27 protein-coding genes are annotated in these 26404 nt (G+C 60.9%); 12 read left to right on the top strand and 15 right to left on the bottom strand.

Features of this window, described 5'->3' with window-relative positions; translation table 11 throughout:
• Window positions 1-31 precede the first annotated feature (31 nt).
• On the bottom strand, window positions 32-658 hold the full coding sequence (locus AC07OP_RS09145) for a c-type cytochrome (protein ID WP_027608028.1): 627 nt from the start codon (window positions 656-658) through the stop codon (window positions 32-34).
• Between the two features lie 33 nt (window positions 659-691).
• On the bottom strand, window positions 692-994 hold the full coding sequence (locus AC07OP_RS09150; RefSeq protein WP_027608029.1) for a c-type cytochrome: 303 nt from the start codon (window positions 992-994) through the stop codon (window positions 692-694).
• Between the two features lie 192 nt (window positions 995-1186).
• On the opposite strand from AC07OP_RS09150, the gene yihA reads away from it, so the two are divergent.
• A complete protein-coding gene (yihA, locus tag AC07OP_RS09155; RefSeq protein ID WP_027608030.1) occupies window positions 1187-1828 on the top strand; it encodes a ribosome biogenesis GTP-binding protein YihA/YsxC in 642 nt (213 codons plus the stop codon).
• A gap of 269 nt (window positions 1829-2097) precedes the next feature.
• Here the strand turns inward: yihA and polA are convergent, their stop codons facing one another.
• Complete coding sequence (polA, locus tag AC07OP_RS09160) at window positions 2098-4881, bottom strand: DNA polymerase I (RefSeq protein ID WP_495100736.1); 2784 nt, start codon at window positions 4879-4881, stop codon at window positions 2098-2100.
• 74 nt (window positions 4882-4955) lie between these two features.
• Between polA and AC07OP_RS09165 the strand changes: the two genes are divergently transcribed.
• Window positions 4956-5246 (top strand): DUF2782 domain-containing protein, encoded by a 291-nt coding sequence (locus AC07OP_RS09165; protein ID WP_060756492.1) that lies wholly within the window; start codon window positions 4956-4958, stop codon window positions 5244-5246.
• A 56-nt stretch (window positions 5247-5302) separates the two neighbouring features.
• On the top strand, window positions 5303-6256 hold the full coding sequence (locus AC07OP_RS09170) for a homoserine kinase (RefSeq protein WP_027608033.1): 954 nt from the start codon (window positions 5303-5305) through the stop codon (window positions 6254-6256).
• 60 nt (window positions 6257-6316) lie between these two features.
• Here the strand turns inward: AC07OP_RS09170 and AC07OP_RS09175 are convergent, their stop codons facing one another.
• A complete protein-coding gene (locus tag AC07OP_RS09175) occupies window positions 6317-7246 on the bottom strand; it encodes a zinc ABC transporter substrate-binding protein (protein ID WP_043293815.1) in 930 nt (309 codons plus the stop codon).
• Window positions 7247-7304: 58 nt separating this feature from the next.
• On the opposite strand from AC07OP_RS09175, the gene zur reads away from it, so the two are divergent.
• The 4 genes from zur to AC07OP_RS09195 are packed head-to-tail and all read left to right on the top strand — an operon-like array spanning window position 7305 to window position 10110.
• Window positions 7305-7787, top strand: coding sequence for a zinc uptake transcriptional repressor Zur (gene zur / locus AC07OP_RS09180; protein ID WP_026136513.1), 483 nt, complete (start codon window positions 7305-7307; stop codon window positions 7785-7787).
• Window positions 7787-8572, top strand: coding sequence for a zinc ABC transporter ATP-binding protein ZnuC (znuC, locus tag AC07OP_RS09185; protein ID WP_495100737.1), 786 nt, complete (start codon window positions 7787-7789; stop codon window positions 8570-8572). The genes zur and znuC overlap by 1 nt, the downstream gene beginning before the upstream one ends.
• Window positions 8565-9353: a zinc ABC transporter permease subunit ZnuB gene (gene znuB, locus AC07OP_RS09190; RefSeq protein WP_092488099.1), complete on the top strand. Its 789-nt coding sequence runs from the start codon at window positions 8565-8567 to the stop codon at window positions 9351-9353. Before znuC ends, znuB begins: the two co-directional genes overlap by 8 nt.
• Before the next feature lie 37 nt (window positions 9354-9390).
• Window positions 9391-10110, top strand: a complete 720-nt coding sequence (locus AC07OP_RS09195) for a PA5502 family lipoprotein (protein WP_495100738.1) — start codon at window positions 9391-9393, stop codon at window positions 10108-10110.
• A gap of 97 nt (window positions 10111-10207) precedes the next feature.
• Here AC07OP_RS09195 and katE read toward each other — a convergent pair whose 3' ends face one another.
• Entirely contained in the window at window positions 10208-12349 is a 2142-nt protein-coding gene (gene katE, locus AC07OP_RS09200; RefSeq protein ID WP_495100739.1) for a catalase HPII, read from the bottom strand.
• A 265-nt stretch (window positions 12350-12614) separates the two neighbouring features.
• On the opposite strand from katE, the gene AC07OP_RS09205 reads away from it, so the two are divergent.
• Genes AC07OP_RS09205 through AC07OP_RS09215 form a run of 3 tightly spaced genes read left to right on the top strand, consistent with a single transcriptional unit; the run spans window position 12615 to window position 15121 of the window.
• The gene (locus AC07OP_RS09205) at window positions 12615-13622 is read left to right on the top strand and encodes a methionine ABC transporter ATP-binding protein (protein ID WP_495100740.1); all 1008 of its coding nucleotides are present in this window, start codon (window positions 12615-12617) and stop codon (window positions 13620-13622) included.
• Window positions 13622-14296, top strand: a complete 675-nt coding sequence (locus tag AC07OP_RS09210; protein ID WP_098480654.1) for a methionine ABC transporter permease — start codon at window positions 13622-13624, stop codon at window positions 14294-14296. The genes AC07OP_RS09205 and AC07OP_RS09210 overlap by 1 nt, the downstream gene beginning before the upstream one ends.
• Before the next feature lie 51 nt (window positions 14297-14347).
• Entirely contained in the window at window positions 14348-15121 is a 774-nt protein-coding gene (locus tag AC07OP_RS09215) for a MetQ/NlpA family ABC transporter substrate-binding protein (protein ID WP_027608041.1), read from the top strand.
• 143 nt (window positions 15122-15264) lie between these two features.
• Here the strand turns inward: AC07OP_RS09215 and AC07OP_RS09220 are convergent, their stop codons facing one another.
• Genes AC07OP_RS09220 through AC07OP_RS09240 form a run of 5 tightly spaced genes read right to left on the bottom strand, consistent with a single transcriptional unit; the run spans window position 15265 to window position 19188 of the window.
• On the bottom strand, window positions 15265-15900 hold the full coding sequence (locus tag AC07OP_RS09220) for an SCO family protein (protein ID WP_027608042.1): 636 nt from the start codon (window positions 15898-15900) through the stop codon (window positions 15265-15267).
• Window positions 15897-16796, bottom strand: coding sequence for a heme o synthase (gene cyoE / locus AC07OP_RS09225; RefSeq protein ID WP_495100741.1), 900 nt, complete (start codon window positions 16794-16796; stop codon window positions 15897-15899). Before cyoE ends, AC07OP_RS09220 begins: the two co-directional genes overlap by 4 nt.
• The gene (locus tag AC07OP_RS09230) at window positions 16784-17863 is read right to left on the bottom strand and encodes a COX15/CtaA family protein (protein WP_495100742.1); all 1080 of its coding nucleotides are present in this window, start codon (window positions 17861-17863) and stop codon (window positions 16784-16786) included. The genes cyoE and AC07OP_RS09230 overlap by 13 nt, the downstream gene beginning before the upstream one ends.
• A gap of 10 nt (window positions 17864-17873) precedes the next feature.
• Complete coding sequence (locus tag AC07OP_RS09235; protein ID WP_065946462.1) at window positions 17874-18458, bottom strand: PA_0111/PP_0108 family redox-active disulfide protein; 585 nt, start codon at window positions 18456-18458, stop codon at window positions 17874-17876.
• Complete coding sequence (locus tag AC07OP_RS09240; protein ID WP_495100743.1) at window positions 18424-19188, bottom strand: SURF1 family protein; 765 nt, start codon at window positions 19186-19188, stop codon at window positions 18424-18426. The genes AC07OP_RS09235 and AC07OP_RS09240 overlap by 35 nt, the downstream gene beginning before the upstream one ends.
• 45 nt (window positions 19189-19233) lie before the next feature.
• Between AC07OP_RS09240 and AC07OP_RS09245 the strand changes: the two genes are divergently transcribed.
• Window positions 19234-19437 carry a twin transmembrane helix small protein gene (locus tag AC07OP_RS09245; protein ID WP_016978774.1) on the top strand — a complete coding sequence of 68 codons (204 nt, stop codon included), beginning with the start codon at window positions 19234-19236 and terminating at the stop codon, window positions 19435-19437.
• 6 nt (window positions 19438-19443) lie between these two features.
• Here AC07OP_RS09245 and AC07OP_RS09250 read toward each other — a convergent pair whose 3' ends face one another.
• Genes AC07OP_RS09250 through coxB form a run of 4 tightly spaced genes read right to left on the bottom strand, consistent with a single transcriptional unit; the run spans window position 19444 to window position 23715 of the window.
• Window positions 19444-20331 carry a cytochrome c oxidase subunit 3 gene (locus AC07OP_RS09250; RefSeq protein ID WP_027608047.1) on the bottom strand — a complete coding sequence of 296 codons (888 nt, stop codon included), beginning with the start codon at window positions 20329-20331 and terminating at the stop codon, window positions 19444-19446.
• A gap of 35 nt (window positions 20332-20366) precedes the next feature.
• The gene (locus AC07OP_RS09255; RefSeq protein ID WP_065926844.1) at window positions 20367-20918 is read right to left on the bottom strand and encodes a cytochrome c oxidase assembly protein; all 552 of its coding nucleotides are present in this window, start codon (window positions 20916-20918) and stop codon (window positions 20367-20369) included.
• Window positions 20919-20939: 21 nt separating this feature from the next.
• Window positions 20940-22529, bottom strand: coding sequence for a cytochrome c oxidase subunit I (gene ctaD / locus AC07OP_RS09260; RefSeq protein WP_024072609.1), 1590 nt, complete (start codon window positions 22527-22529; stop codon window positions 20940-20942).
• A 58-nt stretch (window positions 22530-22587) separates the two neighbouring features.
• Complete coding sequence (gene coxB / locus AC07OP_RS09265) at window positions 22588-23715, bottom strand: cytochrome c oxidase subunit II (protein ID WP_141156387.1); 1128 nt, start codon at window positions 23713-23715, stop codon at window positions 22588-22590.
• Window positions 23716-24082: 367 nt separating this feature from the next.
• Between coxB and AC07OP_RS09270 the strand changes: the two genes are divergently transcribed.
• On the top strand, window positions 24083-24730 hold the full coding sequence (locus tag AC07OP_RS09270; protein WP_495100744.1) for a hypothetical protein: 648 nt from the start codon (window positions 24083-24085) through the stop codon (window positions 24728-24730).
• 68 nt (window positions 24731-24798) lie between these two features.
• Here the strand turns inward: AC07OP_RS09270 and AC07OP_RS09275 are convergent, their stop codons facing one another.
• A complete protein-coding gene (locus tag AC07OP_RS09275; RefSeq protein ID WP_495100745.1) occupies window positions 24799-26346 on the bottom strand; it encodes a SulP family inorganic anion transporter in 1548 nt (515 codons plus the stop codon).
• Window positions 26347-26404 lie beyond the last annotated feature (58 nt).

Below are 26404 nucleotides of genomic sequence, written 5' to 3' on the forward strand. Positions count from 1 at the left end.
GATTAATCGAGCGTTAACGTTGCCGGGGCACTTAGTGCAGGCCCTGGATGTAGCTGGAGACGGCGGCAATGTCCTCGTCACTCAGCTTGCGGGCGATGGTGCGCATGATTGCCGCGTCGCCATCATTGGCTCGCCCTGCCTCTTCCTTACGGAAATCGGTCAGTTGCTTGGCAATGTAAGTGGCGTGCTGGCCGCTCAGGTGCGGGAAGCCGGCGGCAGCTATGCCCGCGCCATTGGGCGAGTGGCAACCGGTGCAGGCAGGCAGGCCTTTATCCAGGTCACCGCCGCGGAACAGTTTCTCACCACGGGCCACCAGTTTCGGATCAGCAGCTCCCACACTGCCTTTCTGGCTGGCAAAATACGCCGCGATATCCGCCAGGTCCTGATCACTGAGGTTGGTCAGCAGGCCGGTCATTTCCAGGACCGTGCGCTTGCCATCCTTGATGTCGTGCATCTGCTTGGTCAGGTAACGCTCACCCTGGCCGGCCAATTTGGGGAAGTTCGGCGCCGGGCTGTTACCATCCGGCCCATGGCAGGCACCACATACGGCGGCTTTCGCTTGACCGGCAGTGGCATCACCTTTAAGGGGGCCCTCTGCGGCGACGGCAACACCGGTGATGCCCAAGGTCAACAGCAGACTCACGATCAGTTTGTTCATCAGCTAATCCAACTACGGCTAAGGGTTTAAGAGTTATCTACCGGGTTTACTCACCATCAACTCAATGATGGCCTGGTAATCCTCGGTACTGCAGTCCATGCACAAACCACGCGGCGGCATTGCCTTGAAACCCTGGGTCACGTGTTGCACCAGCGTGTCCATGCCCTGCGCCAGTCTTGGCGCCCAGGCTGCCTGGTCACCCCGTTTCGGGGCGTTCGGCAGTTGGCCGGCATGGCAAGCCACGCAAACTCGGTTGTACACCGCTTCCGGATCCTGTGTAGCCTGAGCGCCATACAGCGGAACCAGGGCACCGAAAGCGAGCAACCATCGGGTCATACATCGACCTTTTCAGGGTTTGAGAGCGTTTTGCGTTCTAATGCGCAATAAAGGTCTATCGCTCCCGTGAACTTCATCCTTCGCTGGGACAAAGCACACACAAAATCTGCGGCATTATATACTGGCGCTACTGAAACGGAAACGACACCGCTTGCCGCACCCTTTTTCGGCACCGCCCACATCGGAAATCTCATGCAACTCAAGAACCCCATCCTCGGCCTGTGCCAACAGTCCACCTTCATGCTCAGCGCCGCCAAAGTTGACCAATGCCCCGATGACGAAGGCTTTGAAGTCGCCTTTGCCGGTCGCTCCAACGCCGGTAAATCCAGCGCACTGAACACCCTGACCCACGCCAGCCTCGCGCGCACCTCGAAAACCCCGGGCCGCACGCAGTTACTCAACTTCTTCAAGCTAGACGATGATCGGCGTCTGGTCGACCTGCCGGGCTACGGTTATGCAAAAGTACCTATCCCGCTGAAGCTGCACTGGCAGCGTCACCTGGAGGCTTACCTGGGTGGCCGCGAGAGTTTGAAGGGGTTGATCCTGATGATGGACATCCGTCATCCAATGACCGACTTCGACCTGCTGATGCTGGATTGGGCGGTCGCCAGCGGCATGCCGATGCATATCCTGCTGACCAAGGCCGACAAGCTCACCTACGGCGCCGCCAAGAACACCCTGCTCAAAGTGCAGTCCGAAATCCGCAAGGGTTGGGGTGACACAATCACCATCCAGCTGTTCTCGGCCCCCAAGCGCATGGGCCTGGAAGATGCCTATACCGTGCTGGCCGGCTGGATGGAGTTGGCTGACAAAGGCGCGGAACTCGCCGAGTAACTTTTCTGCGGGCAAAAAAAACCCCGGACTTCGTATGGGGAGGGGAAGTTCGGGGTTCAAGTACCGGACCGCTAGGGCGGGGTCCGGATATCTGCCAACACTTAACACAACATAGGAGCATTGAAGGGCTTCACCACCCATTCAGTAACTCTGAGTAGCAGTTCACAGGTTAAGTTCCGGCAGGTTCAAAAAACTATTGGAAATAACTGAAGCGGATTTCCGATCTAAAGCACTGCGCCACCACGCTCGGTGGTGGCGATGCCGCGAAATCAGTGCGCTTCGTCCCAGTTGTCGCCTACGCCAACGTCCACCACCAACGGCACATCCAACTGCGCCGCCGCACTCATGTGCTCGCGAATCTTCTCGCTGACCTCTGCCACCAGATCCTCACGCACCTCCAGCACCAGTTCATCGTGTACCTGCAGGATCACCTTGGCATCCAGGCCCGACGCGGTCAGCCAGTTATCCACCAGCACCATGGCTTTCTTGATGATATCCGCCGCAGTGCCCTGCATCGGCGCGTTGATCGCCGTGCGTTCTGCGGCCGCGCGCTCCTGGGGCTTGTTGGAGTTGATATCCGGCAAATACAGCCGACGTCCGAAGAAGGTTTCTACGTAGCCTTGATCGGCAGCCTGGGCGCGGGTGCGCTCCATGTACTCGCGAACCCCTGGGTAGCGGGCGAAGTACACATCGATGTAAGCCTTGGCGGTCTTGGTATCGACACCGATGTCCTTGCCGAGCTTCTGTGCCCCCATGCCGTAGATCAGGCCAAAGTTGATCGCCTTGGCACTGCGACGCTGATTGGAGGTGACCTCAGCCAATTCGACCTTGAACACCTCGGCCGCCGTGGCGGTATGCACGTCCAGGTCGTTACGGAACGCATTCATCAGCCCTTCGTCCTTGGACAGGTGCGCCATGATCCGCAGCTCGATCTGCGAATAGTCCGCCGCCAGCAGTTTGTAGCCCTTGGGCGCGACAAACGCCTGGCGGATGCGCCGCCCTTCGGCGGTGCGCACCGGGATGTTCTGCAGGTTCGGGTCGCTGGAAGACAGCCGCCCGGTCGCCGCCACCGCCTGATGGTAAGAGGTGTGAACACGCCCGGTCCGCGGGTTGATCTGCTCCGGCAAGCGGTCGGTGTAAGTGCTTTTCAGCTTGCTCATGCTGCGGTACTGCATCAGTACCTTGGGCAGCGGATAGTCATCTTCGGCCAGCTTGGCCAGCACTTCCTCTGCCGTGGATGCCTGGCCCTTGCCCGTCTTTTTCAGCACCGGCAGGCCGAGTTTCTCGTAGAGAATCGCGCCGAGCTGCTTGGGCGAACCCAGGTTGAATGCTTCGCCGGCGATCTCGAACGCCTGGCGCTCCAGTTCGACCATCTTGTTGCCCAGCTCGATGCTCTGGACACCGAGCAGCTGCGCATCCACCAGGGCGCCCTGGCGTTCGATACGCGCCAGCACCGGTACCAGGGGGATTTCGATGTCCGTCAGCACACTTGCCAGGCTCGGTATGGCCGTGAGCTGCGCGTACAGTGCCTGATGCAGGCGCAGCGTCACGTCGGCATCCTCGGCGGCATAAGGGCCAGCCTGTTCGAGCGGGATCTGGTCGAACGTGAGCTGCTTGGCGCCTTTGCCGGCGATGTCCTGGAAACTGACGGTGTCGTAGTCCAGGTACTTCTTGGCCAGGCTGTCCATGTCATGGCGGGTCGCAGTGGAATTCAACACGTAGGATTCAAGCATGGTGTCGAACGCGATACCGCGCACGCTGATGCCATTCGCCGGGTCGCCGCCGATGGCACAGTTGGCCAGGATATTCATATCGAACTTGGCGTGCTGGCCGACCTTGAGCTTGCTCGGGTCTTCCAATAATGGCTTCAAGGCCAGCAGCACGGTGTCGCGATCCAGCTGCTGCGGCGCACCGATGTAGGAATGGGTCAGCGGGATGTAGGCGGCTTCATGGGGCTGCACGGCGAAGGAAACCCCCACCAGTTGCGCCTGTTGAGCGTCGATCCCGGTGGTTTCGGTGTCGAAAGCGAACAACGTCGCGTCGTTGAGCTTCTTCAGCCAGGCATCGAATGTGGCTTGGTCAAGGATCGTGGTGTAGGTCGTTTCTGCGGGTGACGCAGGAGTAGCTTCAATAACCTCTTCGGCAACAGGCGCGGCCTTGAGCTCCACTCGCTTGGCATCGCGCTGAATCTCATCGAACCAGCTCTTGAACTCCAGCAGGGTGTAAAGCTCCAGCAACTTTTCGCGATCCGGTTCAATCAGGTGCAAATCGTCCAGACCCACGTCCAGCGGCACATCGATCTTGATCGTCGCCAACTGATAGGAGAGGAATGCCATCTCCTTATGCTCTTCCAGCTTCGCCGGCAGCGTCTTGGCACCTCGGATCGGCAGGCTCGGCACAATATCCAACTGCTCATAAAGTTCTTTGAGGCCGCCGTTCACCCCCACCAGCAAGCCGGAAGCGGTCTTCGGACCAATGCCCGGAACGCCCGGGATGTTGTCGGACGAATCGCCCATCAACGCCAGATAGTCGATGATCTGCTCCGGAGCGACGCCAAATTTCTCCTTTACGCCCTCGATGTCCATCGAGCTACCGGTCATGGTGTTGACCAGGGTAATGTGCCCGTCGACCAACTGCGCCATGTCCTTATCGCCGGTGGAGATCACCACCGGACGGTCAGCGGCGGCACTGCTGCGGGCCAGGGTGCCGATCACGTCATCGGCCTCGACGCCTTCGACGCACAGCAAAGGGAAGCCCAGGGCGATCACGCTCTGGTGCAGGGGCTCGATTTGCACGCGCATGTCATCGGGCATGCTTGGGCGGTTGGCCTTGTATTCGGCGTACATGTCATCGCGAAACGTCCCACCCTTGGCGTCGAACACTACCGCGAACGGGCTGTCCGGGTACTGCTTGCGCAGGCTTTTGAGCATGTTCAACACGCCCTTGACCGCACCGGTCGGCAGGCCTTTGGAGGTGGTCAGCGGTGGCAGCGCGTGGAACGCGCGGTACAGGTAAGACGAACCGTCCACCAGGACGAGGGGGGCTTGGCTCATGAGCAGGATCAACCTTTTCGGCGGGTCAGGCGCTAGAATAGCCGGACCAATGAAAACAAAGGGACAAGGTTATCATGCGTACATTCAATCGCCTGCTGTTGACCGGCCTGATTGCACTCGCTCCGATGGCTGCCATGGCGGCAGACAGCGCGCCTTCGGGTGATCCGGAAGTGACCATTCGCACGGAAGGCGACCGGACTATCCAGGAGTACCGTCAAAACGGTTTCCTGTATGCAATCAAGGTGACCGTAAAAGGTGCGCCTCCGTATTTCCTGGTACGCGCGGACGGAACCGACGCGAACTTCATCCGCTCTGACCAGCCGGATATGCTGATCCCGTCATGGAAGATATTCGAATGGAAATGATTTCTTAACTTCAATTGGCGCCGCCCACTGCGGCGCCCGTACTGGCAGTTTTAACCATGTCTGTGTTCACCCCCCTGGCTCGGCCCGAGCTGGAAACCTTTCTCGCCCCCTACGGGCTCGGCCGCCTGCTTGACTTCCAGGGGATTGCCGCTGGTAGCGAAAACACCAACTTCTTTATCAGCCTGGAACAGGGCGAGTACGTCCTGACCCTGGTTGAGCGCGGCCCTGTGCAGGAAATGCCGTTCTTCATCGAACTGCTCGACGTGCTCCACGACGCCGACCTGCCGGTGCCCTACGCCCTGCGCACCACCGATGGCGTGGCCCTGCGCGAATTGGCCGGCAAACCGGCACTGCTGCAACCGCGCCTGGCCGGCAAGCACATCAAGGAGGCCAACCCACAGCATTGCGCCCAGGTCGGCGACCTGCTCGGCCATCTGCACTTGGCGACGCAGGGCGAGAAGGTGCTGGAGCGCAAGACCGATCGCGGGCTGGATTGGATGCTCAGCGAAGGCGCGCAGCTGATTTCGCACCTGGACGATGCGCAGCAAAGCCTGCTGCAAGCAGCATTGACTGAAATCGAGGCCCATAAGGCCGAGATCCTCGCCCTGCCACGCGCCAACGTGCACGCCGACCTGTTCCGTGACAACGCGATGTTCGAGGGCACGCACCTGACGGGTCTGATCGACTTCTACAATGCCTGCTCGGGCCCGATGCTGTACGACGTGGCGATCGCCCTGAATGACTGGTGTTCGGACGCCGATGGCGTGATTGATGGCCCGCGCGCCCGTGCGCTGCTGGGTGCCTACGCGGGCCTGCGGCCGTTCACGGCCAAGGAGGCCGAGCTATGGCCGACCATGCTGCGGGTGGCGTGCGTGCGGTTCTGGCTGTCGCGCCTGATCGCCGCTGAATCGTTTGCCGGGCAGGATGTGTTGATCCACGATCCCGCCGAGTTCGAGCATCGGTTGACGCAGCGTCAGCAGGTCAGCGTCCACCTGCCATTCGCGCTCTAAGGACCAACCCGGTCAAAATGTGGGAGCAAGCCCCCTCCCACATTTGATCTGCGCTGCGGCTTATAACGACTCCAGGCAACCTGCCAAGTCATTCCCCAATTTCTCCAGCACCTGCTCATAACCCTGGGCCGTGGCCGGGGTGTAGCCGCCCAGCGCATCCAATTCCGCCAGCTTCACCGGCAAACCTGCCACCAGGGTTTCGGCCAAACGCGGACGCAACGGCGGCTCACTGAACACACAGGTCTTGCCCACTTCCTGCAAACGCGTACGCATCGCCGCCACATGCTGGGCGCCAGGCTGCACTTCGGCAGCAACGCTGAACACGCCGGTGTGCTTGAGTCCGTAGGCGTCTTCGAAGTAATCAAAGGCTTCGTGGAACACGAAGTAAGGTTTGTCACCGATGCTCGCCAGGCGTTTTTTCAGGCGCGCATCCAGTGCATCAAGGCGCTCGTCGAAAGCCTTGGCATTGCTCTGATAACGCGCGGCGTTCACGGGGTCGGCAGCACTGAGGTCAGCGGCCATGCGCGCTGCGATCACCCGAGCGTTCACCGTGGACAGCCAAAGGTGCGCATCCAGGCTCCCCGGGCGGTGATCATGGTCATGTTCGTCGGCATCGTCGGCGTGGGAATGGCTATCTTCGGCGAACCGACGCAATTTCAGCCCGGGCAGGTCTTGAACCGCTACGGTCGGTGCGGTACGCCCCTTGAGCACGCGAGGCAGGAAGCCCTCCATGTCCGGCCCGATCCAATACAGCAGATCGACCGACTGCACACGCCGTACGTCGGATGGGCGCAAGGCGAAGTTATGGGGCGATGCACCCGGCGGCAGCAACACCTCCGGAACCGCCACACCGTCCTGCACGGCAGCGGCAATCAACTGCAATGGCTTGATGCTCGTGAGCACCTTGACCTCGGCCTGAGCGGCGCCAGCGAGGAACAAACTGGTGACAAATACGACAAAAACGGGAAAAAGTCGGGACACGATGACCACTCAATGACGTAGGAACGGGTAACATAATAACGTCTCTATCAAATATCTGTCGCCGCTCATGCCTAAAACACCGCTTGCCAGCCGTCCACACGACCACTCTCACTGCGTGCATACCGCGCTGTCGGAGGCCGACACCCTGTGCGCACAGAAAGGCTTGCGCCTGACCGCCCTGCGTCGCCGGGTGCTGGAACTCGTCTGGCAGAGCCATAAGCCCCTGGGTGCCTACGACATCCTGGGCGTGCTCAGCGAGCAGGACGGCCGCCGCGCCGCGCCGCCGACCGTGTACCGCGCGCTGGATTTCCTGCTGGAAAACGGCCTGGTGCACCGCATTGCCTCGCTCAACGCTTTTGTCGGCTGCAACCACCCGGAACACGCGCATCAGGGCCAGTTCCTGATCTGCCGCGAGTGCCACGCCGCCATCGAGCTTGAACAAAAGAGCATCAGCGACGCCATCATCAAGAGCTCCGCCGACGTAGGCTTCCGGGTCGAAGGGCAGACGGTCGAAGTGGTCGGCCTGTGCTCGGGCTGCCAGGGGGCTTGATGAGCAACGCGTTAATCCGCCTGGAGCAGGTCGGCGTCACGTTTGCCGGGCAAAACGTGCTGGATAACATCGCGTTGAGCGTCGAACCGGGGCAGATCGTCACCCTGATCGGCCCCAATGGCGCCGGCAAGACCACCCTGGTGCGCGCCGTACTCGGCTTGCTCAAGCCCGACACCGGCAGCGTGTGGCGCAAGCCCAGGCTGCGCGTGGGCTACATGCCGCAAAAGCTGCACGTTGATCCAACCTTGCCCTTGTCCGTACTGCGGTTTTTGCGCCTGGTGCCCGGTGTGGACCGCGCCCGCGCGCAGGCGGCCCTCAAGGAGGTCGGCGCCGAGCAGGTCATCGACAGCCCGGTGCAAAGCATCTCCGGCGGCGAAATGCAGCGCGTGCTGCTGGCCCGTGCCCTGTTGCGCGAGCCCGAGTTGCTGGTGCTGGATGAACCCGTGCAGGGCGTCGACGTCGCCGGCCAGGCCGACCTGTACAGCCTGATTACCCGCCTGCGCGACCGCCATGGCTGCGGCGTGCTGATGGTCTCCCATGACTTGCACTTGGTGATGAGCACCACCGACCAGGTGGTATGCCTCAACCGCCACGTGTGCTGCTCCGGCCACCCGGAACAAGTCAGCAGCGACCCGGCGTTCGTCGAACTGTTCGGCAAGAATGCCCAGAGCCTGGCGATCTATCACCACCATCACGATCACGCCCATGACCTGCATGGCGCTGTCGTTGACGATCCCGCGACGCCCCACACCCACGCTCATGGAGATAGCTGCAAGCATGGCTGATTTTCTGCTTTACGCCCTGCTGGCAGGCTTGGCTCTGGCGCTGGTGGCGGGCCCACTGGGCTCGTTCGTGGTCTGGCGGCGCATGGCGTACTTTGGCGACACCTTGTCCCACGCCGCGCTGCTGGGCGTGGCCATGGGCTTCCTGCTGGATGTGAGCCCGACCATCGCCGTGACCGTGGGCTGCCTGCTGCTGGCGGTACTGCTGGTGACCCTGCAACAGCGCCAGCCACTGGCCTCGGACACCCTGCTGGGCATCCTGGCGCCGAGCACGCTGTCCCTGGGCTTGGTGGTGCTGAGCTTTATGCATGAAGTGCGCATCGACCTGATGGCCTATCTGTTCGGCGACCTGCTGGCGATCAGCCCCACCGATCTTGCCTGGATTCTCGGCGGCAGCGCCGCCGTATTGGTGCTGTTGGTCGCCCTGTGGCGCCCACTGCTGGCCATCACGGTGCATGAAGAACTGGCCAGGGTCGAGGGCTTGCCCGTATCCGCGTTGCGCATGGCCCTGATGCTGCTGATTGCCGTGGTGATCGCTGTCGCGATGAAGATTGTCGGCGTATTGTTGATCACATCGCTGTTGATCATTCCCGCCGCCGCCGCCCAGCGCCACGCCCGCTCGCCGGAGCAGATGGCAATCGGTGCCAGCCTGTTGGGGATGCTGGCAGTGTGTGGGGGCCTGGCGTTGTCATGGTTCAAGGACACACCGGCCGGACCGTCGATCGTAGTCACGGCGGCCGCCCTATTTCTGCTGAGTTTTGTCCTGCCCCGTCGAGGGGTGTAGACTTGCTCGCTTTTTGCGCAAATAGAGAGTCGCAGGAATGAAGCTGTTCACCTCCCGTTATCTGCTCCTTGCCGCGTTTTCCCTGCTGCTGGGCGCCTGTCAAAGCACACCGCCCGCCGCCCCAGAGGCCCCGGATCCGCGTGCTGCGGCCATCGCGCAGCTGGAGCAAAACCTGGCCAGCAGTGAGCTGGCCACCGCCGAAGACCAACTGGCCTCGCTGCAGGCCCAGTCGCCCAATGACCCGACGCTGGAACCCTACCAACGTCAATTGGCCGAGGCTTACCTGCAGCGAAGCCAGATCGTGCTGCAAAAAGGCGACGTAAACGCCGCCGCCACCGCCCTGAGCCGTGCCCGCGCGCTGATGCCCAAGGCACCGGCGCTGACCGGTGGCGTCAACAGCGCCATCACCCACGCCCGTAAAGTCGAGCTGGATAAAGCCGAAGAGGCCCTCAAGGCCGCCGAAGCCAAGCCCGCTGCCAAAGTCATCGACCCGGCCGCGCCAAGCACCACCGTGGCGCTGAACCTTACTGATATTGAAGCGCTGCGCCATCAACTGGATGCGATTGCCACCGACGTGGTGAATTACCAGTGTGATGTGACGATCCAGGCGCCACGCACCCAGGATTACCCGTGGCTGGCCACATTGCTGACCAAACGGGTGAAGCGTATTGATTCGGGGTATGACCTGAAGATCCACCGGCAGATTCTGAAACATATTCCGGCGCAGGTTGTGCTGACTCCGCGCAAGGCGGAATAACGCATCGGGGGCAAGCCCCTCTCACAATTGAATGTATTCACAATTCAAACGTGAGAGGGGCTTGCCCCCGATAGCGATCTAACAAGCAACCAATAACTTAAGCCGGAATCGCCTTAGCCTTCGCCTCACGATCCCAAACCCGATGCTGTGCAATCGCGGCAAAAAACGCCTTGAACGCTTTCGCATCCGAACCCACGATCAACCCCGCATCCGTCTCCAGCTTCAGCAGATCCAGCAGTGGCTTCACGTCACTGGCAACCGCAATCGCCTTCAGGTGTTTGTAGGCTTCCAGAACGTAATGCAATGCCACACCATCACCGCTCAGTGCTTTCACCGACTCTTTTCCGCCTGGAATAAACACGGCGTCAAACGCAATCGACGGCATGCCTTCCATCGACGCATCCACCGGCAGGCGCTTGCCATCCGCCGTCTTCACCGGCGCCGAGGTCGGCCCCAGCAACTTGGCATGGGCACCTTCTGCCGCCAGTGCTTTTTTAAGCGCATCGATTGCCGCGCCATCCACACCGTCAGCCGCGAGAATCGCGACTTTGCGCGTCTTGATATCGCCGGACAGCAGGTTCACCTGGCTCAATGCCGGCGACTCTTTCAGCGAAGACTCACGCGGCGCTACCGTGCCTTTGGTCGGCGCCGGCAGACCAAGGTTCTGCGCCACGCGCTTGGCCAGTTCCAGATCGATATTGGCCAGAATCTCGTTGACCTGCCGCGCGCGGATAAACTCGCGCTCCACCTTGCCCAACTCGAAGCTGTAGGCCGCGATGATGTGCTCTTTCTCGTGGTGGCTCATGCTGTGGAAAAACAGCGCAGCCTGGGAGAAGTGGTCGCCAAACGACTCACTGCGCTCACGTACCTTATTGGCATCGACGCGCTCGTAATAGGTTTCGAAACCGCCATCCTGGGCAGCCGGTGGCGTTTCTTTCGGCCAGCCGCCATCGATCGAGTTCGGCTCGTAAGCAGCACGGCCCTTGTCGATCACGGTGCGATGCTGGGCGTCGCGCTGGCCATTGTGGAAAGGTACTACCGGCCGGTTGATCGGCAGCTCATGGAAGTTCGGCCCACCGAGGCGGCTGATCTGCGTGTCCGTGTAGGAAAACAGACGACCTTGCAGCAACGGGTCGTTGGTGAAGTCGATACCCGGCACGATATGGCCCGGGCAAAACGCGACCTGCTCGACTTCGGCAAAGAAGTTATCCGGGTTGCGGTTCAGCACCATCTTGCCCAGCGGCGTGATCGGCACCAGTTCCTCGGGGATGATCTTGGTCGGATCGAGCAGGTCAAAGTCGAACTTATGCTCGTCTTCTTCCGCAACGATCTGCACACCCAACTCCCACTCAGGGTAGTCGCCGCTTTCAATCGCTTCCCACAGATCACGACGGTGGTAATCGGTATCTTTACCGGCCAGCTTTTGCGCTTCGTCCCACACCAGGGAGCAGGTGCCGACCTTCGGGTGCCAGTGGAACTTCACAAAGCTGGACTTACCTTCGGTATTGATCAAGCGGAAGGTGTGAATGCCAAACCCCTGCATGGCACGCAGGCTTTTTGGAATGGCGCGGTCAGACATCGCCCAGATCACCATGTGCGCCGACTCCGGCTGCAACGAAACAAAATCCCAGAACGTATCGTGAGCCGAGCCGCCGGTAGGAATTTCGTTGTGCGGCTCAGGTTTTACCGCATGCACGAAGTCGGGAAACTTGATCGCATCCTGAATGAAAAACACCGGCATGTTGTTGCCGACCAGGTCGAAGTTGCCCTCGTCTGTGAAGAACTTCACCGCGAAACCGCGCACGTCACGCACCGTATCGCCCGAGCCACGCGGGCCCTGCACGGTGGAGAAACGCACGAACACCGGGGTTTTATGCTCGGGGTTACGCAGGAAACCCGCCTTGCTCAGCGCGGAATGGTTTTCATAGGTCTGGAAATAGCCATGGGCGCCGGTGCCCCGGGCATGCACGATGCGCTCGGGGATACGCTCATGGTCAAAGTGCGTGATTTTTTCACGCATGATGAAGTCTTCCAGCAGCGAGGGGCCGCGGGCGCCGACTTTCAAGGTGTTCTGGTTGTCGGAAATCTTCACGCCTTGGTTGGTACGCAGGGCCTGGCCGGTCGCATCGGAACGGAATTCCTCCAGGGCTTGCAGCTTGGCGTTGGTGTTGCCACGGTCCAGGGTGTCGGTGCCTGCAAGTTCACTCTTCGACGGGGTGGCTGGCTTCTTGGTACTCATCAGTCAAAACTCCTTATTCAAAGTGGCCAGAGCGGTCCCCGGCTCGTTTGAGCAAAACCCCAGGCACGGCACCTGGGAAATCGAGTTGCTTAAGTAGTGACTGACACGGTTTTCTGCCGTTCCTTTTTTATGACCTTTGATCGCGTTATTGCCAAATCACTGGTTGAATGCGAAATAAATGCTAAGAAACGCTATACGGACAGGCTAAAATGCGCGCCCGGCTAACCGCTGATCCCTTTTCAATGCGCCCCACAAGGTTCGCTACGTGATCGAGTTTCAAAACGTCCATAAAACCTACCGCGTCGCCGGTAAGGATATTCCCGCGCTGTACCCCACCAGCCTGCGCGTCGAAAACGGCCAGGTGTTTGGCCTGATCGGCCACTCGGGTGCAGGTAAAAGCACGCTGCTGCGCCTGATCAACCGCCTGGAAGAGCCCAGCGGCGGCCAGATCACGGTGGACGGCGAAGAAGTCACCGCCCTGGACGCCAATGGCCTGCGCCGTTTCCGTCAGCAGGTCGGGATGATCTTCCAGCACTTCAACCTGCTGGCGTCCAAGACCGTTGCCGACAACGTGGCCCTGCCACTGACCCTGGCCGGCGAATTGTCGCGCAAGGACATCGACCTGCGCGTGGCTGAACTGCTGGCCCGCGTCGGCTTGTCGGACCACGCCAAAAAGTACCCGGCGCAGTTGTCCGGTGGCCAGAAGCAGCGCGTCGGCATTGCCCGCGCCCTGGCGACCAAGCCGAAAATCCTGCTGTGCGACGAGGCCACCAGCGCCCTCGACCCGCAAACCACCGCCTCGGTCCTGCAACTGCTGGCCGAGATCAATCGCGAGTTGAAACTGACCATCGTGCTGATCACCCATGAAATGGATGTGATCCGCCGCGTATGCGACCAAGTCGCCGTGATGGATGCCGGCGTGATCGTCGAGCAAGGCTCGGTGGCCGACGTGTTCCTGCACCCCAAGCACCCGACCACCAAGCGCTTCGTGCAGGAAGCCGAGCAGGTCGATGAAGGCGAGCAGCGCGATGACTTCGCCCATGTACCGGGTCGCATCGTACGGCTGACATTCCAGGGTGAAGCGACCTACGCGCCATTGCTGGGCACCGTCGCCCGCGAAACGGGGGTGGACTACAGCATCCTCGCCGGCCGCATCGACCGCATCAAAGACATCCCCTACGGGCAACTGACCCTTGCGGTCACCGGCGGTGACATGGAAGCGGCCTTTGCCCGCTTTACCGCCGCAGACGTCCACATGGAGGTGCTGCGCTGATGGACGTTTTCTTGAGTTTCTTCGCCAATATCGACTGGTCCGAAATCTGGCTCGCCACCGGCGACACCATGATCATGCTGTTCGGTTCGCTGTTCTTCACCGTGGTATTGGGCCTGCCTTTGGGCGTGCTGCTGTTCCTGACCAGCCCACGCCAGCTGTTCGAGCAAAAAGGCCTGTACGCACTGCTGTCGCTGATCGTGAACATCCTGCGCTCGCTGCCGTTCATCATCCTGCTGATCGTGATGATCCCGTTCACTGTGCTGATCACCGGTACCTCCCTGGGCGTAGCGGGCGCGATCCCGCCGCTGGTCGTAGGAGCCACGCCATTCTTCGCCCGCCTGGTGGAAACCGCCTTGCGTGAAGTGGACCGCGGCATCATCGAGGCCACCCAGTCCATGGGCGCCAGCACCCGCCAGATCATCATCAACGCTCTGCTGCCCGAAGCACGCCCCGGCATCTTCGCGGCGATAACGGTGACGGCGATTACCCTCGTGTCCTACACGGCCATGGCCGGTGTTGTCGGCGCCGGCGGCCTGGGTGACCTGGCGATCCGGTTCGGTTACCAGCGCTTCCAGACCGACGTGATGGTGGTCACCGTGGTAATGCTGTTGATCCTGGTGCAAATTCTGCAAACCGTCGGCGACAAGCTGGTGGTGCACTTTTCTCGAAAATAACGGCCATTGCCGGTCAAAAGCCGGCACATGCCCGAACAAGGAGCTTGTTGGATGAAAAAACTACTGGTTGCTTTCGCCGCCGTTGCCGCGTTTTCCGCCCACGCCGCCGAGACCCTGAAAGTCGCTGCCTCGCCGGTGCCCCACGCGGAAATCCTGGAATTCGTGAAGCCTGCCCTCGCCAAAGAAGGCGTGGACCTGCAAGTCAAAGTCTTCACCGATTACGTACAGCCCAACGTCCAGGTAGCGGAAAAGCGCCTGGATGCGAACTTCTTCCAGCACCAGCCATACCTGGATGAATTCAACAAAGCCAAAGGCACTCACCTGGTGAGCGTCGGCGCTGTGCACCTGGAGCCTCTGGGCGCTTACTCCAGCAAGTACAAAAAACTGGAAGACCTGCCTGACGGCGCCAACGTGGTGATCCCGAACGACGCCACCAACGGTGGCCGCGCGTTGTTGCTGCTGGCCAAGCACAACCTGATCACCCTGAAGGACCCGACCAATATCCTGTCGACCATCAAGGACATCACCGCAAACCCGAAAAACCTGAAATTCCGCGAACTCGAAGCCGCCACCCTGCCGCGCGTGCTGACCCAGGTCGACCTGGCGCTGATCAACACCAACTATGCGCTGGAAGCCAAGCTGGACCCGTCCAAGGACGCCCTGGTGATCGAAGGCAATGACTCGCCTTACGTGAACATCCTCGTGAGCCGCGAAGACAACCAGGATTCGGACGCGATGAAAAAGCTGATTGCAGCCCTGCACACCCCTGAGGTGAAGCAATTCATCCAAGAGAAGTACAAAGGCGCGATCCTGCCGGCGTTCTGATCCGACTCGGTCTCCAACACGCTGGAGATCAAAAAATGTGGGAGGGGGCTTGCCCCCGATTGCGCAGTATCAGTCGCTGCATGAGCTGACTGATCTGCCGCCATCGGGGCAAGCCCCCTCCCACATGTGTTGTGCATTGCCTGTTACTTGCGCTGCAACAGCCCCGGCAGTTGCGCCACCAGCTTCTGGTTGTTCAACGGCGCACGGATAAAGCCGCGCTGGGTACCATCCGGACCGATCAGCGCGAGGTTGCCGCTGTGGTCGACGGTGTAGTTGGGCTTGTTGGTGTCTGCCGGGATGAACGGGATGCTCACGGCATTCGAAACCTTCTGCACATCCTCTACGTTCGCACCGGTGAGGCCTTGGAATTGCGGGTCGAAGTAGCCCAGGTACTGCTTGAGCTGGGTCGGGGTGTCGCGGTTCGGGTCGACGCTGACCAGGATTACCTGCAACTTGTCCACAGCCTCCTTAGGCAACTCGCTCTTGATCTGGCGCAGTTGGGCGAGGGTGGTCGGGCAGATGTCGGGGCAGAAGGTGTAGCCGAAGAACAGCAGGCTCCACTTGCCTTTCAACTCGTTGACCAGCACCGGCTGGCCTTCCTGGTTGGTCATGCTCACCGACGGCAGCTGGCGGCTTTGCGGCAGCAGGATGATACCGGCATCAATCAATGCCGTAGGGTCGCCCTGGCCCTTGCCCGAGAGCACTTTGTTAACGGTCAGGCCCATGATCAACGCGACGATGGCCACCAGGATAAAGACGGTTTTTTGAGTTCGAGTCATAGGTTCAACAGTAAGTAGTGGTCTACGAGCAGGGCGATAAACAGCAGGAACAGGTACCAGATAGAGTACTTGAAGGTGTTGATCGCCGCGTGCGGCTGAGCGCCACGGTACAGCACCCAGGCCCATTGCAGAAAGCGTCCGCCCAAAACCAGCGCACAGGCCAGGTAGAGCGGGCCGCTCATGTGGATCACATAGGGCATCAGGCTCACCGCCAACAGGGCGAAGGTATAGAGCAGGATATGCACCTTGGTGTAGTGCTCGCCGTGAGTGACAGGCAGCATCGGGATATCGGCCTTGGCGTATTCCTCCTTGCGGTGAATGGCCAGGGCCCAGAAGTGCGGCGGCGTCCAGGCGAAGATGATCAGCACCAGCAACAAGGGCTCGGCGCTGACGTGGCCGGTGACAGCGACCCAACCCAACAGCGGTGGCGCGGCACCGGCCAGGCCTCCGATAACAATATTTTGTGGCGTCGCACGCTTGAGAAAACCGGTGTAGACCACCGCGTAACCGAGCAGCGAAGCCAGCGTCAGCCATGCCGCCAGGGGATTGGTGAACGCCAGCAACAAGGCCAATCCTGCAACGGCTAGAAACAAAGCAAAGGCCAGCGCCGCCACCGGCGACACACGCCCCTCCGCCAACGGCCGCTTATGGGTGCGAGCCATCACTGCATCAATCCGCCGGTCCACCACATGGTTCACCGCCGCCGCGCCACCGGCACACAGGGCTATCCCCAGGTTGCCGAAAATCAGCACCGCCCACGGCACGCCGGCGCGGGTCGCGAGGAACATGCCGACCAGGGAGGTGATGAGCATCAGCACCACCACTTTCGGTTTGGTCAGCTCCAGGTAATCGCGCCAGATCGCCTGGCTGTGGCGCACGCCGATCAAGGTCGCCATGGCATCTCTCCTTTAAGGGTGATGAGGCCCGATACGTGTTTGCGCGGGCTGAAGCGCCAACCGAAGGGCGACTGGTGACGCACCCGGACCAGACTGGTGCGGGCGTGGTAATTGACCAGCACCAGGGTCAATAACAGCGCCGCACCGCCGGCGTTATGGCCGACCGCAACCGGCAACGGCAGGTGGAAATACACGTTGCTCAGGCCCAGGCTGATTTGTGCCGCCAGGGCAATCAACAGCAGGCCCGCGAGCCGCGTCATACCCACCGCACGCAGCTGCCAGGCCAGCCCCGCAAGCACCAGGGTGACCAGCACCGCACCGATGCGGTGGGTCAGGTGGATGGCGGTACGCGCGTCGCTGTCGAGCTGGCCGCCAAGGTAATTGGGGCCGATGTGCTGGGTCAGGTGAAAGCCGTTGGCGAAGTCCGCCGCAGGCCACCACTGGCCGTGGCAGGTGGGTAAATCGATACAGGCCACCGCCGCGTAGTTGGAACTGACCCAGCCGCCCAAGGCGATCTGGCCGATCACCAGCACCAGGCCGGCCGTGGCCCAATATTGCAGGCGCCTGGGCACGATCAACGCGGGCAACACCCCAGACAAGCGCAGGGTCAGCAGAAACAGCAGGCTCAAGGTCGCAAAACCGCCCAACAAATGCCCCGTCACCACCTGGGGCCACAGCTTCAAGGTCACCGTCCACATGCCAAACGCGGCCTGGGCGAACACCACCATCAACAGAAACAACGGCAGTTTCACTGGCTGGCCCGGATCACGCCGATGGCTCCACGAACGCGCCGCCAACAGCACAATCAACAGGCCCAGGGTGCCGGCGAAGTAGCGATGGGTCATCTCGGCCCAGCCCTTGTCAGCCTCCACCGGCGTATCGGGAAAATGCAATTCGGCATGGGCCAGCTGGGCCTCGCTTTGCGGCACGCTGATAAAGCCGTAGCAGCCCGGCCAGTCCGGGCAACCGAGGCCGGCGTGGGTCAGGCGGGTGTAGGCGCCAAGCAGCACGACGATCAACGCCAGCAGAGTGGCAAACAACGCGAGGCGAAATCCAGGTTTGGCCATGACGATGCCCTTATCCGATGTTCGACAGTTTCAACAGGTGGCGCAGGTCATTGAGCAAGTCCTTGCCCTTGACCTTGGCGTCGTAGCGCAGCACCAGGTTGCCGTGGGGGTCGACGATCCACAGTTGCGCAGCGCCTGGCGCGGCGGCGTTTTTGGTGAAGGTCGAGAGGTCCAGTGAGTAGCGCTGCAATTGCGGGTATTCGGCCTTGAGCTTGGTGTCATAGTCGGCAGCGACCGGTTGCGCACTGGCCAAGGCATGGCTGGCGCGTGAAGCGTCGCGCCCCAGGCCGATCTGCAACTGGCGCGCGAGGTACACCAGTTGCTGGCAATCGGCGGCGCAGGCGCCAGGCGCGGTGACCAGCAACTGCCAGCGCTGCTCATCGGCCTGCACGCCAATATCGGCGCGGGTCTGACCGTTACCGATCATTTCTCCGTGGTAGCTGCGACTGTCCGGCACCCAGAACTGCAGTTTGTACATGAAGGTGGCCAGCACCATCGGACCGATCACCATCAGCAGGATCAGCATCAGCTGCCAGCGGCCTTTGCGCCGATCAGGTACCTCAGACATGTTGAGTGGATTCGTGGCCGTTCCCATGGGGCTTCTCCTTTGTGGTGTGCCATCCGAGGTAGAGGTAAAGAGCCAGTAGCGCCAGGGACATGGCGAACCACTGCACCGCGTAGGCCAGGTGTTTTTCCGGCCCCATCGCAACGATGGGCCAGGTGGTTTCGTACGTGTCGGGGCCGGCTTCGGTGCGCAGTTCATAGGCAAAACCGTTGCGACCCAGCTCAGCCCACAGCGCGGCGGGGTGCAACGCGGTCAACAGGCGCGGCCATTGCGCAGTGGCAGGGTCCGCATGCAGCTGGAAGGTTTCGCCGGACGCGACATACACCCAGGCGTCGAGATTCAAAGGCTGAGCCGGAGTAGTGAAGACGGGCGGGGTGCGCCGATCCGGCCACGGCAACCAGCCCCGATTGAGCAATAGCCACAGGCCGCTGGCCTGGTCATGAAAAGGTTGCAACAGCTCGACACCCGCCCTGCCGTCGCGCATGCGGTTATCCAGCAATACGCTGTGCTCGGCATCGAACTGGCCGCGCAGATGCACGCGGCGAAAGGCCGGGTCCGCCATATCCCCGAGTTGCACACTGCTGATCGGCTCAGCGGCGCGGCGTTCGGCATAGCTGTCCACCAGCAACTGCTTCTCATGGCCGCGCGACAGCTGCCAGACGCCCAGGCCCACCATCAAAGGCAGCAGAATCATCACCACCACGGTTGGTGCGATACCTGGACGAAAGCGTTTCATGGCGCTGGCTATACTTGTTTTCATTGCCCGCCCATCCCCTTGATGCCCACCAACGTCAGGAACCAGACCATGCTCAAAGCAGCCATTGCCCTGATGCTGATCGCGACCGTCGTGAGCCTGTTCAGTGGCCTGTTCTTCCTGGTCAAGGACGAGGGCAACTCCAACCGCCTCGTCACGGCCTTGACCGTGCGTGTGGTACTGGCCGTGATCACCGTGGCATTGATCGCCTGGGGATTTTTCAGCGGCCAGTTGGTATCTCATGCGCCCTGGTAAGTCGCCTCACAGCACATAGACGAAGAAAAACAGCCCGATCCACACCACATCCACGAAGTGCCAATACCAACTGGCCGCCTCGAAACCGAACTGATGCTCGGCATTGAAATGCCCGCGCAGGATGCGCATCAACATCACAAACAAAATGATGGTGCCGATGGTCACGTGAGCACCGTGAAAACCCGTGAGCATAAAGAACGTCGCGCCGTACACCCCCGAACCCAAGGTCAGGCCCAGTTCTTTATAGGCATGGATGTATTCCTCGGCCTGGAACCCGAGGAATGCCAGGCCCAGCAAGACGGTGATCGCCAGCCAGATCTTCAGCGCGCCGCGATGCCCCTTGCGCAAGGCGTGGTGGGCAATGGTGATGGTCACGCTGGAACTCACCAGCAGGATGGTGTTGACCAACGGCAAGCCCCACGGGCTGATGGTGCCCTCCGGCGCGGGATAAAGTTTCGGGTCCGGGTTGTTGAGCAACGGCCAGGCAAACTCGAAGTTCGGCCACAGCATGTGCGCAATGCCTTTGGGGCCTTCGCCGGCCAACGCGGGACCGGACAGGTGGCGCACGTAGAACAGCGCACCGAAGAACGCGATAAAGAACATCACCTCGGAAAAAATGAACCAGGTCATGCCCCAGCGAAACGAGCGGTCCATCTGGGCGCTGTACAAACCGGCGCGGCTTTCCTTGATCACTGCACCGAACCAGCCAAACAGCATGTAGGCCAGCAACAGCCCTCCGACGAAAAAGATCCACGGCCCGTGGGATTCCGGGCGTGCCGCCTTCAGGTCGTTGAACCACACGGCCAGGCCATACACGGTGACCAGCATGCCAATCGTGGCAATTATCGGCCATTTGCTTTGCGCTGGTACGTAGTACGTATCATGAGTCGACATGTATTCGCTCTCCTGATTGAGCGGGCAAACAGTAGCTAGCCGCCGGTACGGACAGCCACGGGCGGTTGGCGCGCAGTGATATCAAACAGCGTGTACGCCAGGGTCAAATGCTTCACATCCTTGGGCATGTCGCGGTCGACAATAAAACGCACCGGCATCTCGATGCGCTGGCCTGGCTGGAGCACTTGCTGGGTGAAGCAAAAGCATTCGGTCTTGTGGAAGTACATCGCCGCTTCGGCGGGGGAAATGCTCGGCACCGCCTGGGCGGTCATCGGCTTGTCAGTGGGGTTGTAGGCCACGAACAGCATCTCGGTGACGGCACCGGGGTTGACCACCACCTCGTCAGCCTTGGAATGAAACTCCCAGACCATGTCGATGGCATTGGTGGACAGGAACTGCACCCGTACCTGGCGCGTGAGGTCGACGACCTGTTCGCCTTCGTACTGCCCGGCCGTCTTGCCGTTGATGCCGAATGCCTTGCACATCACGTCGTAGATCGGCACCAGGGCAAAGCCGAAGGCGAACATCGCCACCACCAGGATCAGCAGGCGGGTAACCAGGCGCTTGAGGGGCACGGAGTCAGCCATGGCCACCTCCGCTCACCCTGTTCATTTGACCTCCGGTGGTGTGGTGAAGGTGTGGTACGGCGCGGGCGAGGGCACGCTCCACTCCAGGCCTTCGGCACCATCCCACGGCTTGGCCGGCGCGGGCGGGCCGCCACGGATGCACTTGATCACGATAAACAGGAAGAAGATCTGCGTGGCGCCAAACATGAACGCGCCAATCGACGAGACCATATTGAAGTCGGCGAACTGCAGGTTGTAGTCCGGCACCCGACGCGGCATGCCGGCCAGCCCCACGAAGTGCATCGGGAAGAACGCCATGTTCATGCCCACGAAAGACAGCCAGAAATGCAGCTTGCCCAGGGTTTCGTCGTACATGTGGCCGGTCCATTTCGGCAGCCAGTAGTAGGCCGAGGCGAAGATGCCGAAGATCGCACCAGGCACCAGTACGTAATGGAAGTGCGCCACCACAAAGTAGGTGTCGTGGTACTGGAAGTCCGCCGGGGCAATCGCCAGCATCAATCCGGAGAAACCGCCGATGGTGAACAGGATCACGAACGCCACGGCAAACAGCATCGGCGTCTCGAAGGTCAGCGAGCCTTGCCACATGGTGCTGACCCAGTTGAACACCTTCACACCGGTGGGCACCGCAATCAGCAACGTGGCGTACATGAAGAACAACTCGCCGACCAATGGAATGCCCACCACGAACATATGGTGCGCCCACACGATAAACGAGAGGAACGCGATGCTCGCCGTGGCGTAGACCATCGACGTGTAGCCGAACAATGGCTTGCGCGAGAAGGTCGGGATAATCGAACTGACGGCGCCAAACGCCGGCAGGATCATGATGTACACCTCGGGGTGGCCGAAGAACCAGAACACATGCTGGAACAGCACCGGATCACCGCCACCGGCCGCACTGAAGAAGCTGGTGCCGAAGTGGATGTCCATCAGCATCATGGTCACGCAGCCGGCCAGCACCGGCATCACCGCGATCAGCAGGAAGGCGGTGATCAGCCAGGTCCAGACGAACAGCGGCATTTTCATCAAGGTCATGCCGGGCGCACGCAGGTTGAGGATGGTGGCAACCACGTTGATCGCACCCATGATCGAGCTGATGCCCATCAAGTGGATGGCGAAGATGAAGAACGTCACGCTTTCCGGCGCGTAGGTGGTGGAGAGCGGGGCGTAGAACGTCCAGCCGAAATTCGGCCCGCCACCGGGCGTGAACAGGGTCGAGACCAGCAGCAGGAACGCCGCCGGCAGCAGCCAGAAGCTGAAGTTGTTCATGCGCGGCAAGGCCATGTCCGGCGCGCCGATCATCAGCGGAATCATCCAGTTGGCCAGGCCGACAAACGCCGGCATTACCGCACCGAACACCATGATCAGGCCGTGCATGGTGGTCATCTGGTTGAAAAAAGCCGGCTCGACGATCTGCAGGCCAGGCTGGAACAGCTCGGCACGGATCACCATGGCGAACGAGCCGCCGAGCAGGAACATGGTGAACGCGAACCACAGGTACATCGTGCCGATGTCCTTATGGTTGGTGGTCAGCACCCAGCGCATCAAACCCTTGGCGGGGCCGTGGGCATGGTCACCGGCGTGCCCATGGTCATCGATCACAGCGCTCATGGCCGTTCTCCTGCAAGCGAGTGGGCGGGGCGGTTCGGGGTATACGCAATGAATGAAGTCATTTGCTTTCCGCCTGCTTGATGGCCAGCACGTCTTTAGGCGTGACCATGTCGCCCTTGTTGTTACCCCAGGCGTTGCGCTCGTAGGTCACCACGGCGGCGATATCCACTTCCGAGAGCTGCTTGCCGAATGCGGCCATCGCCGTACCGGGCTTGCCGTGGTAGACGAGGCTCAGGTGACCTTCCTTGGGCCCGGTGGCGATTTTCGAACCCTTGAGGGCCGGGAACATCGGCGGCAGGCCCTGGCCTTCGGCCTGGTGACAGGCCACGCAGGTGGTGTGGTAGACCTTGTCGCCGCGGGCCACCAGCTCTTCCAACGTCCACTCCTTGGAGGTCAGCTCCTTGAGCTTGGCGGCCTCCGCCTTGCGCTCGCCGAGCCAGGTGTCGTAGTCGGCCTTGGACTTGACCTCGACCACGATGGGCATGAAACCGTGGTCCTTGCCACACAGTTCGGCGCACTGGCCACGGTAGATGCCGGGCTTCTCGACGCGGGTCCAGGCCTCGTTGACGAACCCCGGGATGGCGTCACGCTTGACCGCAAAGGCCGGCACCCACCAGGAGTGGATCACGTCGGCGGCGGTCACCAGGAAGCGCACCTTGGCGCCCACCGGCAGCACCAGCGGCTGGTCGACTTCCAGCAGGTAATGTTCGCCTTTGGTGGCCTGGTTACGGATCTGCTCGGCGGGCGTGGCCAGGTTGCTGAAGAACTCCACGTCCTGGCCCAGGTATTTGTAATGCCACTTCCACTGATAGCCGGTAACCTGGATATCGATATCCGACTCGGTACTGTCGTAGATATTGATCAAGGTCTTGGTCGCCGGAATGGCCATCGCGACCAGGATCAGCAAGGGCACCACGGTCCAGAGGATTTCCACGGTGGTGCTTTCGTGGAATTTGGCCGCGACCTGGCCCGTAGAGCGGCGATGAAGGATCATCGACCAGAACATTGCGCCAAAAACGACAATGCCGATCACTACACAGATCCAGAAAATGGTCATGTGCAGGTCGAACACAGCGTGACTGACTTCAGTTGCCCCTGGCGCCATATTCGTTGTCCAGGCGGCGTGCGCCTGGCCGAATACTGACCACAACAGGAGGCCCATCCAAACATGTGGATGTCGCGTCATTGCGGGTTCCCCTTATCGTTCTTGTTATCCCGCCGGTTTGCACCTGCGTCGAAGGGAGCGGCTTCCATACTGCTTACAACCGCTTAGCCTTACCTGCTTATGCAGTCTGGCGTCATCAGCTAATCGCGTACAAACCCGAGTATAGACACGCCCTGCAACCCCGCAATGTGTAGGGGCAAATGAGCAAAAATGAGTGGCCAGGCCTAATAAAACCGGGTGCGGAATCGTTTATCCGACGAACGATGGCAATTCGATATAACGCCTGTGCATAACCATGAAATAATTATGACAAATGCGTCTTAGGCGCTCGTATAAACGAGCTACCTTATGCTGTCCCTATTCCTACGCCTGCTTCACTGGAGCCTTCATGAACACCGCCGCATTGCGCGAGCAGATTTCCCGTGCCCATCAACACGAATCCAGCACTGGCCAGTTGGCCAAGCAGCTGGAAGAGCAATTGCCACACCTGCATTCGGCCATTTCCCTGGCTGATGGCGATCGCAACATTGTCATGACCCGTTTCGTCACAGCCTACATCGATCTCGTGCCGGACCTGCTGGACGCCGCCAACGACGTGGCCCGCGAGGCCGGCATCGAAAGCCAGATCAAGCCAGTGCTGAAAATCGCCGAGCATTTCTTCCTGCAACCCCCCGCGATCCTGGCCGGCCATGAAGGGCTCGACGGTCTGCTGGACGAGGCTTACCTGGCCCATCGCCTGGTGGAAGAGGTCAACGATTTGTACATCAAACACTTCGGCCAGCCACTGATTCCGACAGATACCACCGTGGCCAACGTGATTGCCCATCAGTTGATCGGCGAAGCATTCGCCAACCAGCTGGATGAAGCCGTTCATCATGCGGTGGATGAAATGCTCAACGAAGACAGCTTTGCACTGGAGTCTGTCGAAGCATATCGCGAACAGCTGAAAAGCCCGGCAACGGAAGCCGCGTGGAAACGCTGGCCGTGCCTGTCCCGCCAGCTGGGGGTTGAGCTGGAGCTGGATCAGCCAGCTTAAATCTTAAATTAGACACAGAACAAATGTGGGAGGGGGCAAGCCCCCTCCCACATTTTGATCCGGTTCCGTCAGCCGATTGAGGGCGCCGAGCCGATCCCTGTCGTCATCCTGACCCGGCCTTCGAGCCTGCGCTTCAACCCACGCGCCTCGATCACCAGCCTCGAGCCCTTGGCCGCATTCGCCCGGCCCCATTCCTCCAGCAACTCCAGGCAGGAATGGTCGATATAACTCAGGTTACTCAGCGGTACGTGCACAGTCGTGCCCGGAGGCACCGTCGCCAGCACCCGGGTCAACGCCGGCACTTTCAGGAAAGTCGCCGCACCAGTCAAACGCAGCTCCATTTCCCCCTCCGGGGGCAGGTCGATCAGACTGACTTTCAGACGCGAGGCCTTGAGCGCCAGCTTAACCAGTGTGAGCCCGAAGCCCACCAGCACACCGGTCAGCAGGTCGGTGAAAATGATCGCCAACGCGGTGGCCGCGTAGGTAAACATCGGCATACGCCCATAACGACCGAGGGCCTTGAAGGCCTTGATGTCCACCAGCTTGATCCCGGTGTACACCAACACACCCGCCAGGCTTGCCACAGGAATGCTTTGCAGCACGCTCGACAGCAACAGTACGAACCCCAACAGCCATACGCCATGGAACATCGCTGACAACCGCGTGGTGGCACCGGCCTGCACGTTGGCCGAGCTGCGCACGATCACACCGGTCATCGGCAGGGCACCGACCAGGCCGCACAGCATGTTGCCCACGCCTTGGGCGGACAATTCCTTATCGAAATCGGAACGCTGGCCGCTGTGCATGCGGTCGACCGCTGCCGCAGAGAGCAGGGTTTCGGCACTGGCGATAAACGCCACCGCAAACGCAGCGATCAACAACTGAGGGTCAGCCAGGTTCAACAGGTCGCTGGGACGCAGCCAATCGATGGCGTCGGCGAGATTCTCCGGGACTTCCACACGCTTGACCTGCAACGCCAGCACCAGGCTGGCCACCGTTGCCAGGCCCACGCCCAACAGGGCTCCCGGCACGAAACGCAGGGTTTGCGGACGGAATTTATCCCACAGGTACATCACCAGCATCGTCGACAACCCGAGCAATCCGGCCTGCCAACCCAGGCCGCCACCCAAGGTAGGAATCGCCTCCGCCAGCGCGGCGGGGAAGCCCGCCAGGTTATCCAGCCCTGAGGGCTTGGGCGCACCGTCGAGCATCACATGGATCTGCGATAGCACAATCAATACGCCGATCCCCGCCAGCATCCCGTACACCACCGCCGGCGCCGTGACGCGGAACCAGCAACCCAAGCGCAGGCGCCCGGCCACCAGCTGCAAGAAGCCGGCCAGCAGCAGGATCGGCCCGAGCATCAGCATCCCATGCTGGCGCACCAGCTCGAACACCAAGACTGCCAGACCCGCTGCCGGGCCGCTGACCTGCAGCGGCGAACCCGCCAACCAGCCCACCACCAGGCCACCGATAATCCCGGTGATGAGGCCCTTGGCCGGCGGCATGCCGGACGCGATGGCGATCCCCATGCAAAGGGGCAGGGCGACCAGAAACACAACCACGGAGGCGAGCAGCTCCCGTGGCAATACAGCTTTCAATTGAGCAGCACGCATGATGGCTCTCCCGAGGTATTCGCCGGGCGCGGCAAAGCCTGGCTGCATCCATGGCAGC

It is taken from the genome of Pseudomonas sp. GW821-FHT09D08, from assembly GCF_059416305.1.